Raw genomic sequence first — 11,614 nt, 5'->3', positions numbered from 1 at the left:
CGCCGGCGCCGCATCACGCCCGGCTCAACAGCAACGGAAGTGCTCCAGAGGCGAACGCTCCATGCCCATACGCCGGTGCCAGTCATGAAAACGCTCCATCAGTAGCGGCTGCAATTCCATGGTGTAGTAACTGGCCGGGTTTGGGACCCCCATCATCTCCGAGAACACCAGCAGCATGAACAGGTCGTCCTCGTCCCGCCGCGCCCGGGCGATGGTGGCGCGGTAGCGGGCCGAGTAGTACTCCTCGGCATAATAGGTGGCCGTGCGCAGCCACTCGCGTACGGTTTCCGCCTTTGCGCCTCCCCGCGGCCGATTGCCACGGGGAGGCCTGTTGCTATCGTCGTTCACGCCGACACCTCACAACCACTCAAGATGCGGCACGCTGCTCCCGGAAGTGCTTGCGCAACGTTCCAACGCACTCCAGCAGCACCATCACGGCCGCAACCAGAATAACGATATCCAGCCCCAGCAGGAACCAGTCACCCGCCTCGTAGAAGGTACGCAACTGCACCAGCAGGGCGAACACCGTCATGGTGAGCAGGAATGCCAGCGGCAGCAGCGTGAACCACATGGGCCGGGCGAGACGCACCAGCATGACGGTGATCACCAGCAGGGTGAGGCCTGCAAGCAGCTGGTTGGTGGTGCCGAACAGCGGCCAGATGAGCATCCCGCCCGTGCCGTCGGCGCCGCCGGCGCCGAACGCCAACGCGACACAGGTGGCCACTGCGACCACGGTGGCCACCGGCACGCTCTTCAGCGCCGGGATGTTATACATGCTGCCCCACTCCTGCATGATGTAGCGCTGCAGGCGGATCCCGGTATCCATGGTGGTGCCCGCGAACAGCACCGCCATCACCGTAAGCAGCGTCACCGCTATGGCCTCGGAGAGGCCCGTACCCGCGGCCACGATGGCAGCGCCGCCATCGACGAAGGCGTTTACGCCGCCCTGACCGAATGCAGAATACAGCTCGCGCCATTCACCCAGCGTCGCAAACCCGGCGGTGGTTGCAAGGATGGCCGCCAGGGCCAGTGAGCCTTCGCCCACGGCGCCGAAGTAGCCGACGAAACGGACATCCGGTTCCCGGTTGATCTGCTTCGATGTCGTCCCGGAGGAGACCAGACCGTGGAAGCCGGAGATGGCGCCGCAGGCGATGGTCACGAATAACAGCGGCAACATGGATGGCGTGCCCTCGGGCACCGCCGTGTTGATGGCCGGGGCCACGATAGTGGGGTTGGAAATCAGAATGGCCGCGTAGACCAGGCCGAGCCCGATGAACAGCTGCAGACCGTTGATATAGTCGCGAGGCTGCAGCAGCACCCAGACGGGCAACAGCGAGGCGATGCCGGCATACAGAAACAGGATAATGATCCACTGGCTGTTCGCCGGCAGCCCGGCGACGCTCTCCGGCAACTCAACCGGCATCAACGGCCCGACGCCGATCAACGCATAGAGCGCGATCACCCCGATAATGGAGACGGTCAGCAGATTGATCCGCCGCCGGTAGATCAGCTGCCCGATAATCAGCGCAACGATGATGGCGCCCCAGACCGGAACCACCGCCGAGGGGTTGGCCACCAGCAGGTTGGAGATCACCACGGCGAACACCGCGTTGACCATCAACAGGACCAGGAAGATGACGATCATGAAAACGTTGCGTGCCCGGTTACCGACCACGTCACCGGTCAACGCGCCGATGGAGCGCCCCTTGTTGCGCACGCTGGCCCAGATCGCACCGGCGTCATGGACCCCGGCAAAGAAGATGGTCCCGAAAATGACCCAGAGAAATGCCGGCAGCCACCCCCAGATCACCGCCACGGCTGGCCCGACGATGGGGGCCGCGCCGGCCACCGATGTAAAGTGGTGCCCCCAGAGAATGAACTTGTTGGTCGGGACGAAATCGATCCCGTCTTCCAGCTCATGGGATGGCGTGCGGAAATCGGGATCCAGTTTGAAAATACGCTCCGCGATGAATCGCGAATAGATAAAGTAACCGGCGGCCATGCCGGCCAGGCCAAGCAGCAGAACGACAATCGCACTCATGGAACACTCCCCCTGCCGGTATTCTCGTTGTTGGCGGAGTATTGCAGCCGTTTACGCAAATGTCTTGTTGCGCCGCGGGAGGCGCGGACCTCACTCCGCGGCCTCCCCGGCACGTGGCGGCATCAGTCCGCCGGGGTCACCCGGTAGAGACTGCCGTCGTCACTGTCATTGAGCATGTAGATGGCCCCGTCCGGGCCTTCCCGGACGTCACGGATACGCCCGATGGTCTTGAGGAACAGTTCCTCCTCATGCACCACTTCGTCGCCATCCATGACCACACGACGAACCCTCTCGCCGCGCAGGCCACCTGCCAGAAGATCCCCCTCCCAGTCCGGGAAGCGATCTGCCGTCACCTGCGCGAGCCCGGACGGTGCATGGGTGGGCAGGAACTCATACACCGGGGCCACCATGTCCTGATCGTGCAGCCGGCCGGAATCCCCGAACTGCTCCTGGGTTCCGTAGTCCCTGCCCAGGGTAACCGCTGGCCAGCCGTAGTTCTGGCCAGCCTGGATCAGGTTGAGCTCGTCACCGCCTCTGGGCCCGTGCTCCGTGACCCAGATCTCGCCGGTGTCAGGATCGACGATCATGCCCTGCACATTGCGGTGCCCCCAGGAGTAGATCTCATCCAGCGCATCGTCCTCGGCAACAAAGGGATTGTCCTCCGGAACACTGCCGTCGTCGTTCAGCCGCAGGATGGTCCCCGCGTGGTCGCCAGGATCCTGCGCGCGCTCCGGCTCGACCCCACGATCGCCGATGCTCATGAGCAGGGTTCCGTCGTCCATCCACGCAAGCCGGGAGCCGTAATGGCGACCGGGCGATGACCGCCGGTCCTGCTCGAAAAGTTTCTCCACGTCCACCAGTTCGGAGCCTTCCAGGCGACCGCGGGCAAGCGCCGTCGCTGTTTCGCCGCCGTCACCGACCGAGTACGTCAGGTAAACCGACCCGTTGTCCTCGAACTCCGGATGCAGCACAACGTCGAGAAGACCGCCCTGGTTCTCCGCATGGACCTCAGGCACGCCGGCGATCTCGCGGGTCTCGCCATCGACAACGTGGTTCAGGCGGCCGGGGCGCTCCGTTACCAGGTAGCTGCCATCAGGCAACACCGCCACGGACCAGGGGTATTCGAAGCCATCGGCCACCTGAACCAGGCGCACGTCCTGGTATTCGGTATCGATGCGCTCGTCGATGAGGGTTTCTGCTAGAGTCGCCGGCGTGACTCCAGCCAGAGCCAGGGCTGCCAGCGTCGTGACCTGCCGGTTGCGTCGCATGGTTCGGACCTCCTGCTCGGCTGAAATGATTGAACAACTATTGTAGGAGTTTTTCGTGTTTCTTTCAGAACCCCGATTCGTCACGGTTGATGGTGAACAGTTCGCTTACCGGGAAGGGGGTGACCCCGCCGGCACGCCGGTGGTCATGCTCCATGGCTGGCCGGAGAGTTCCTACTGCTGGGAGCGGGTCGGCGGACGGCTGCGCCAGGGCCTGCGCGTTATCGCCCCCGACCTGCGCGGCCTCGGCGACAGTCCCCGCGAAGGTGAACAGGCGCTGTTCCGCAAACAGGCCCTGGCGGCAGACATGCTGCGGGTCCTGGACGCCCTGGGCATCGACCGCTTCCAGCTGGTCAGCCACGACTGGGGCGGCGTGGTCGCCCAGGAGATGGCTATTGCCGCGCCCCAGCGCGTCACCCGGCTGGTGATCATGAACATCAGCCTGGTGAACAATGCCCGCGGCAACGCCGAGGCCCTGGAAGTGATCAAGAGCAAGGGAGCGCGCCACCAGTGGTACCAGCACTTCCAGCAACAGCAGGGCCTGGCCGAGGCGATGATTCCCGGCAACGAGGCGGACTGGCTGAGTGCCTTTTTGCGCACCTCCAACAACACCCCGTTCCCGGAGGACGCCTTTCAGGAATTCGTCCGCTGTTACAGCATCCCCGGCACTCCCGGCAGCGGCGCAAACTACTACCGCACCATGCGTGAGGATCAGAAACGCTGGGCATCACTGGCCGGGCACGTCTTCCCCATGCCTGCACTGTACGTCCATGGCAACCGCGACAAGGTGGTGATCCCGGAGTTTCTCAATCACATCGAGGACTGTTTCAGTGAAGTGCGCGTGGAATCGGTGGCCGCGGGCCACTTCCTCCAGGAAGAAATACCGGACACCGTGGCGGAGCATCTCAACGGGTTTCTGCAACCCTCATGAAGCACCCGGCGCCTCTAGGGGAACGCTGAATAATTCGCGCGCGCCTCTGGCCGATCAGCGCGCTCGCAGACAAGGCGCGCTGCGCCGCGCTGTACTGCCGGTACAGTCAAGCAGTGCAACGCCGGCTGCGAGCGCGCTGATCGGCCCGCAGGGCGCGTCATGGCGGCGCTCTGACCGCGTTGGCGTTCTTGTAAAGGGCTGCGGCCATTCACTGCGAACGCCGCCTTGCCAGAGCGCCGCCATGACGCGCAGAGGCACGCGGGAATTGTTCAGCGCTCCCCTAGCCGCCAGTGCTGCTCGTCCAGATCCGGCACGGCCACCATGGCCACTGCCTCGATACGCAACAATGGCCGCTTGAGTTTGCGCTGGCGCTTGCGGTACCGGGCGACGTGCTCCGAGCGCTCGCAGGCCCTTTCCACCTCCTGCACCAGTTCGTGCTCGTGATCCACGCCCTCGAACAGCGCGGGTGTGGCCCGCCAGTCACGCCCGAGCCGCCACAGGGTCGGAGCAGCAACCAGCAACGCCACGGCAGCCACGAACACCACTGCATCCGGTGCCGCCATTGCCAGAAAGCCGCCGAAGGAGAAATAGATCGCCAGCTGCACCAGCAACCACTGCAGATGCCGCCGCCGCTCACGCTCCAACTGGTCCAGCGCGGGTTGATCCGGTGGCGCATGGCCGTTGATGATCCAGAAGGCGAAACGTGACGCGATACGGTCGGTGAACGGGGCCTTGCGCCCGCCGGTCAGGAATTTCATGTCAACCTCTGTTGGCGCACGCCAGGGCCGAACCCCGCGGGCATGATCAGTAACGTCGGATTCGCCAGCTCAGCACCACGCCGGCGGCAACCAGGGCCGCGCACAAGCCGAAGGTCAGGCGGAAATCACCGGTCCAGTCGATGAGCACCCCGGCCGCCGCCGGGCCTGCAAGCTGCCCCGCCGCCATGAACATGGTAACGAAGCTCACCGCCAGCGGCGCTTCCCTGACCCCGACATGCTCGGTGCTGGCGGCCAGGATGGTGGTGAACACCCCGCTCACCGCCAGTCCCAGGACCAGATAATGAGCGGCGAAACCCGCCAGGGTCGGCGTGATCACAGGGACCGTCATGCCTGCCAGGTACAGCCCCATGGACAGCATCAGGGCATTGCCGCGGCCGAAACGGTCAGACAGCCAGCCCCACAGCAGGCTGGCAACCATCCCCAGCGCCCCCATGCTCGCCGCCAGGCGGCCGGCGACCACCGCGGAGATTCCGGACTCCAGGGCAAAGCTGTACATGAACACCACCTGGACGATGTAGGTGGTTCCCAGCACCCCGTAGACCACGCCTACCAGGATGACGTGCCGGTTGCGGAACACCGCGGCCTTGTCCGCCGGGCTGCTCTTGCCGCCGCCCTCCGGGGGCGTCGGCGGGTTGCGCAGGAACGCCAGCACAGCAACCAGCACGGCCGCTCCGCCCACGGCGAACGCCGCCCAGGTCACCCGCCAGCCGGCCTCGCCGAACACATCCGGGGCGTAGGGAATCAGGATGCCGCAGATCAGCATACCGCCGCCGACGCCACCATTGAGCAGCCCGATGACCACACCCCGGCGCTCCGGGAACCAGCTGGAGAGCAATGATACCAGCGGCGTATAGCCGAACGCGGTACCGAAACCCAGTAACGCCATGAGGACCAACAGCAGACGGTAATCCGATGCCACGCTCAGTCCGGCGAATCCCACCGTGACCAGGGCTACACCGAGGACAACGGTGTTGCGGCCGCCAACGCGGCCGGCGGTCACGCCGGCCACCATGACCAGGCACAGGTAACCGAACGCGGTCACCGTGCCAAGGGTCCCGGCCTGCTGGTAGCTGAGCCCCAGCCCTTCCCGCATGGGCGGCACGATGAAACCGTAGGCCAGGCGCGCGAACACCAGCACCACCACGGTGACCAGCATCCCGGTGACGATCATCAGCCAGGCCGGCGGGCGCGCCGTATCGCTACGCATGGTTCCGACCAAAGCGCGTTGCAATCCCTGTGTCCGGCATGCCGCGGTCAGCGCCCGGCCAGGGTGTCGAACACATCGGCTTCAGCCGCCACTGCGTCCGCCCGGGCGCCCACCAGATCCTTGATCTTGGCGTGGGGAAACACATAGAACCGCCCCGCTTCCACCGCTTCCAGGGCGCGCTCCGCGATGGTGCCGGCAGCAATACGCCCATGCTGGACGGCATGGCGCAGTTCCTGATCGCGCTTGCGCCGGATCTCCGACATGGGGGCCGTATCGGCCAGCTCCGGCGGCCGGTTGCGCTCCGATTCAGCGATGGGTGTCGGGAAGAACGCCGGCGACAGCAGCGTGACGCCTATGTCGGCATCGACGTCACGCAGGTCCAGTGCCAGCGTCTCGGTGAGCGCCACGACACTGGCCTTGCTGGCGTTGTAGATGGCGCTCCCCGGGGCATTGACCCAGCCGGCAGCGGAAGCGGTGTTGACCACGTGCCCCTCGCCCTGAGCGATCATCCGCGGGACAAAGGCACGAATGCCCCAGGCAACCCCGCGCAGATTCACTCCGAGGACCCACTCCCAATCCGCCACGGTATGCTCCCAGACGGGACCGTTCACGGCGACGCCGGCGTTATTGAAAAGCAAATGGATCCCGCCAAAGCGGTCCCACACGGCGGCGGCGAACGCCTCCACGGCATCTGCGCTGGAGACATCCAGGGGATAGGCAACGCAGTCGCTGCCGGCACACTCTTCGGTCACCAGACGCGCTGTCTCCGCCATCCCCGGCTCGTCCACGTCGGCCAGCACCACGGTCATGCCGCGTCGAGCGCAGCACAGCGCCAACTCACGCCCGAGCCCGCTGCCGCCGCCGGTAACGACGGCAACCCGTCCCTTGAGCTTCACCATTCCAGTCTCCCCGTCTGTTGTTCTGATCGGTGTAGAGGCGCCCGTACCCGGTGTCCCATGCCGAGCGCAGGGCCACCGCAAAGCAGGACATGTTACCGGAGGCGACGGCCAACGACGACGTAGCCGCGATCTCGCCTCCGGCGCAACAAAGATGCTATAACGAGCTGATAGAGTGCGTCATAAACGTGTCAGGCCCCGGGCCGGTTCACCTGCCATGCCGCCCGGCGGAAAAAAGGTGGTTGATGACACTACCAGGATGGATCCGACACCGCCGACTGAGCCTGAAAGTGGTTGTCGCCATTCTGCTGGCCAGTTCCCTGGTCACACTGGTGGTCACGTCCATCCAGCTCTACGTCGAGTACCGCCGGGACCTGAATACCCTCGAACAGACCCTGACGGACGCCCGCGGAAGCTTTGCGGGCCCCCTGGGCGCCAGCCTCTGGGCGCTGGACGAGGACCAGCTACGGCTGCAACTCCAGGGGCTCGAGAGCCTACCCCACGTGAAACAGGCGGAACTTTCCGGTGACGCCGAACTGACGGTGGGCGAGACCGACGACTACCCGCACACGCACCAGATGACCATCCCGGTGCACTACCGCACGTCGGACGGCGTCCACCACCAACTGGGCACTGTCGAAGTCACGGCCTCCCTTGCGGGTATCCACGCGCGCATCTGGGAACGCTTGCTCACGATCCTCGGAACCCAGGCCGCCAAGACATTCGTGGTCTCGCTGCTGCTCCTGGCCCTCATCTACTACCTCGTGATCCGGCACCTGCAATACCTCGCCCGGTTCGCCCGGGCGTTGCGGCTCGACCATCTTGAGGACTCCGTCGAACTCCCGCGCGGCCCCGGCGGCCTGCTGCGCCCGGACGAACTGGATGAACTCGCCGGTTCCCTGAACTACGCGACGACCCGCATGGCGGAAGACATGGATGCGCGCCTGCATGCCGAGCGACGTCACAGACTCCTCTCCGGGGCACTGCAGCAGTCCCCGGCCGGTGTCATGATCCTGGATGATCGCAGTCGCCTGGAATACGCGAATCCGCGATTCGAGGCGTTCAGTGGCTGTGCCCTGGCCGAGCACGCTGGGCGGCCGGTATTCGGCGACAACGGGTGGCTTGAGCAGCACCTCACCGTGGCCGATGGTCAGCCCGATCCCTGGGAGATCGCCCGTGAGGGCGGCGAATGGCGGGGGGAGATCCGCTTCCGGCGTGCGGACGGACAGTACCGCTGGGCGCATGCCGCCATCTCGGCCATCAATGCCGGCCAAGGGTCCCAGTACATCGCCGTGTTCGAGGATCTTACCCAGCTGCGCACGGTGGAAAAGCGCCTGGACTACCAGACCCATTTCGATCCCCTCACCGGCCTGCCCAACCGCCAACTGATGCAGCAGCTCCTGGCCGCCGCAATCGGCCCGCAGGGCGAACATGCCGGCGCCGTGGTGCTGCTGGACATCAATAACTTCAAGGCCATCAATGAAAGCCTCGGCCCCGACGGCGGCGATCAGGTTCTGCGGGCAATCGCCGACCACCTGCGCCATCTCACCGATCCGGGCTGGCAGGCCGGGCGCTTCGGCAATGACGAGTTCATACTGGTCATTCCCGGAGCATGGTCCGCAGACGCGCTCTTTGAGCGCATCTGCGAGTTCCTGGAGCAACTGCGCGAGGTCCGCTTCGTCAACGATCAGCCCTTCGTGCTGGCGTTCACCGCCGGTGTCGCCCCGTGCCCGGGCTCCGGCCGGCAGGTGCCCGAGCTGCTGCGCGCCGCCGACGCTGCGCTCTCCCGTGCCAAGCACAATCCCCTGACTCCGGTCTGCATGGCGGACTATCAGCATCAGGATGACACCCGGCGGCGACTGACGCTGGATGCGGATCTACACCGCGCTCTGGCGGAGGGCGAGTTCCTGCTCCATTACCAGCCCATCATCGACCTCGCTGACAGTCACATCACCGGCCTGGAGGCCCTGATCCGCTGGGATCATCCGACGCGGGGCCTGATCCCGCCGGACGAATTCATCAATCTCGCCGAAGACAATGGCCTGATCCTGCCCATGGGCGAGTGGGTCCTGCGCGCCAGCCTGGCAACCCTCGCCGCCCTGCGGCGGGACAAGGACCACGCCAGCCTTCGTATGGCGGTCAACGTCTCCCCGCGGCAGCTCGGGGACACGGCATTCGCAGACACCATCACCCGGGCCCTGGCCGAGCATGATCTGCCCTCGTGGGCACTGACCCTGGAGATCACCGAACGCGTGTTCATGGAGGATGTTGCCCTCGCCTGGCAGACCCTGCATCGACTCCAGGAAATGGGGGTAAATATTGCCATCGACGACTTCGGCAAGGGTTATTCGTCCCTCAGCTACCTCCAGCGGCTGCAGGCGGACGTTCTCAAGGTGGACCGCGGTTTTGTCCGGAGCCTGTCCGACAACGCCGGCAACCGTGAGCTTGTTCGCACCATTGTGGCCATCGCCCACGGATTCGGTCTGACGACTGTCGCCGAAGGCGTCGAAACGGCAGCTGATCTGGACGTACTGCGTGAACTCGGCTGCGAGTGCGCGCAGGGCTATTTCTTCTACCGGCCAATGCCGCTCGCGCGGTTGCAGGACGTTCTTGGAACTCGCATCGACCATGCGCTATAGCATCCGCGCCCTGAGCTGCTGCCTGGCTGCCGCCATCGCCGCCGCCGACGCCCAGGGCACCACGCTGATTCGCGTTCAACCACCGGCCACCGCCGATGACCAGCGCGACGACTACGCGGTTCAGGTCCTGGAGCTCGCGCTGGAGCAGACCCGCCACGATTTCGGCCCGGCCAGCCTCCACCGCATCGGGCTACGCATGACACAGAACCGCGCCATGCGGGAAATGCGCAACGGCCGCTATATCGATGTCCTGTGGATGATGACCACCTCCGCCCGTGAGGAGCAGCTCACCCCGGTCCGCATTCCGTTGGCCGCCGGCATGCTGGGTGTCCGCGTTCCGGTACTGCCAAAGCATCGAGGGGAGGCCTTCGAGGAAATCGCCGACCTTGCAGAGCTTCAGCAGCACGTCGCCGGTCAGGGCCATGACTGGCCGGATACCGCAATTCTGCGCCACAACGGCATCCGGGTAACAACCTCCACAGGCTATGAGACCCTCTTCAGGATGCTGGAGCTGGGGCGCTTCGACTTCTTCCCGCGGGGTATCCAGGAGCTTGCCGCGGAAGAGGACCTTTACCAACGCTACGGCCTGGTACCGTACCCGGATCTCCTGCTTGCCTACCACGCGCCCAACTATTTCTTCGTCGCCCCGGATAACGACGCCCTGGCGCTACGGCTGGAGACGGGCCTGGAGCGAGCCGTGGCCGACGGCAGCCTGGAAGCCCTGATGCGCAGCCACCCGGGCACCGGCAATGGACTGGCCCACCTGGAATCGGGGGATGCGCGGATCATCCCGCTGGAGAACCCTGACCTTCCGGAGTTGACGCCCATTGACCGGGATGAACTCTGGCTCAATACCGTCTTCGATGAGATCCCGTAGTGTGCTGCACTGAGGGACTAAAACGGCGGAAGCGCGAAACCGTAATGTTCGAGAATCTCTCGCCCCTCCCCTTCCAGCAGGAATTCGTGGAACTCCCGCGCCGGGGAATCATCAGCGTCCTCCAGCACCACGCTCGAATACTCAACCGGCGCGTGCAGCGCCTCCGGCAGGTTAACCGTATCTCCGCCGGCATCGAAGGCATACCGACGGGTGAGCGATTGGGGCAGAATGGCCGCCTGCGCAGGCCCGCCATCAACGCGCCGCCGTGCCTGCACTGCCGTTCGCGTTAGCGACAGGTGCGCTTGCAGATCCGCCCACAGCCCTACCTCGAACAGGCTCTCCCGCGCCGCCCGGCCATGAGGTGACACCGACGGGTCGGGCATGGCCACGCGGCCAAGGCGCCGGCGCTCCATTGCCTCACCCAGCCCCTCCAGGCCGTCTTCCGCCCGCATGGGAGCACCCCTGCGGACATACAGGACAAGGGCCGAGCGGGCGAAAACCTCTCCCGTATCCTCCACTTCCGCGGCTTCGATGAGGTCCTCGATCACTCCCTGATCGGCGGTCAGGAACAGCGTATAGGGTGCTCCGGCGGCGATCTGCCGACCCAGTTCCCTGGAATTCCCCAGGGAGACGTGCACGGTGGCACCGCCGTTACGCTCGAACGCGGCGGCCAGGTCCGTCATGGCATCGCCCAGTGCGGCATCTGTGGCGATGCGCACAACAGGCTGTTGTTGCGCCTGCGCGGCCGCGGCCAGTGCCACCACCACCATCGCCACTGCCAGTCGGAGCCTCCAGTCCACGCGTCCTGCCTCCCCGGGGTGAGTGCGAGCCCATGGTGCCGCGATTGGTCCATGACTGCCACTAGTGCAGGCGTTACCGTGCGCCACAATCCGTTACCTTTTGTAACATCGAGTGCCATTGTGTTTGCGATAACCCACTGACCAGGCGAACAACAACCAATGGCACCGGTTATGCATAG

10 protein-coding genes are annotated in these 11,614 nt (G+C 65.2%); 3 read left to right on the top strand and 7 right to left on the bottom strand.

Annotation, left to right across the window (positions count from 1 at the left end):
- Positions 1–24: 24 nt before the first annotated feature.
- From KU884_RS09135 to KU884_RS09125, 3 genes are all read right to left on the bottom strand, one after another.
- The gene (locus tag KU884_RS09135) at positions 25–348 is read right to left on the bottom strand and encodes a cory-CC-star protein (protein WP_254432225.1); all 324 of its coding nucleotides are present in this window, start codon (positions 346–348) and stop codon (positions 25–27) included.
- Between the two features lie 19 nt (positions 349–367).
- Entirely contained in the window at positions 368–2,041 is a 1,674-nt protein-coding gene (locus KU884_RS09130) for a carbon starvation protein A (protein ID WP_167782351.1), read from the bottom strand.
- Positions 2,042–2,163: 122 nt separating this feature from the next.
- Positions 2,164–3,309 carry a PQQ-dependent sugar dehydrogenase gene (locus KU884_RS09125; protein WP_167782350.1) on the bottom strand — a complete coding sequence of 382 codons (1,146 nt, stop codon included), beginning with the start codon at positions 3,307–3,309 and terminating at the stop codon, positions 2,164–2,166.
- Positions 3,310–3,364: 55 nt separating this feature from the next.
- On the opposite strand from KU884_RS09125, the gene KU884_RS09120 reads away from it, so the two are divergent.
- Positions 3,365–4,237, top strand: a complete 873-nt coding sequence (locus tag KU884_RS09120; RefSeq protein WP_167782349.1) for an alpha/beta fold hydrolase — start codon at positions 3,365–3,367, stop codon at positions 4,235–4,237.
- A gap of 269 nt (positions 4,238–4,506) precedes the next feature.
- Here the strand turns inward: KU884_RS09120 and KU884_RS09115 are convergent, their stop codons facing one another.
- The 3 genes from KU884_RS09115 to KU884_RS09105 are packed head-to-tail and all read right to left on the bottom strand — an operon-like array spanning position 4,507 to position 7,122.
- Positions 4,507–4,995, bottom strand: a complete 489-nt coding sequence (locus tag KU884_RS09115) for a hypothetical protein (protein WP_167782348.1) — start codon at positions 4,993–4,995, stop codon at positions 4,507–4,509.
- Positions 4,996–5,041: 46 nt separating this feature from the next.
- Positions 5,042–6,223, bottom strand: a complete 1,182-nt coding sequence (locus KU884_RS09110) for a nitrate/nitrite transporter (RefSeq protein WP_167782347.1) — start codon at positions 6,221–6,223, stop codon at positions 5,042–5,044.
- A gap of 47 nt (positions 6,224–6,270) precedes the next feature.
- Positions 6,271–7,122 (bottom strand): SDR family NAD(P)-dependent oxidoreductase, encoded by an 852-nt coding sequence (locus KU884_RS09105; RefSeq protein ID WP_167782346.1) that lies wholly within the window; start codon positions 7,120–7,122, stop codon positions 6,271–6,273.
- Positions 7,123–7,364: 242 nt separating this feature from the next.
- Between KU884_RS09105 and KU884_RS09100 the strand changes: the two genes are divergently transcribed.
- Together KU884_RS09100 and KU884_RS09095 are read left to right on the top strand one after the other, a co-directional pair.
- Positions 7,365–9,758 carry an EAL domain-containing protein gene (locus KU884_RS09100; protein ID WP_167782345.1) on the top strand — a complete coding sequence of 798 codons (2,394 nt, stop codon included), beginning with the start codon at positions 7,365–7,367 and terminating at the stop codon, positions 9,756–9,758.
- Positions 9,748–10,635, top strand: a complete 888-nt coding sequence (locus KU884_RS09095) for an amino acid ABC transporter substrate-binding protein (RefSeq protein WP_167782344.1) — start codon at positions 9,748–9,750, stop codon at positions 10,633–10,635. Before KU884_RS09100 ends, KU884_RS09095 begins: the two co-directional genes overlap by 11 nt.
- 17 nt (positions 10,636–10,652) lie before the next feature.
- Here KU884_RS09095 and modA read toward each other — a convergent pair whose 3' ends face one another.
- A complete protein-coding gene (modA, locus tag KU884_RS09090) occupies positions 10,653–11,435 on the bottom strand; it encodes a molybdate ABC transporter substrate-binding protein (RefSeq protein WP_167782343.1) in 783 nt (260 codons plus the stop codon).
- Positions 11,436–11,614: the final 179 nt, after the last annotated feature.

Origin of the sequence: Aquisalimonas sp. 2447 (assembly GCF_012044895.1) — a bacterium.
Classification (GTDB): domain Bacteria; phylum Pseudomonadota; class Gammaproteobacteria; order Nitrococcales; family Aquisalimonadaceae; genus Aquisalimonas.
Note: the sequence above shows the minus strand (reverse complement) of the source record. Positions and strands in the feature narration are given on the sequence as shown.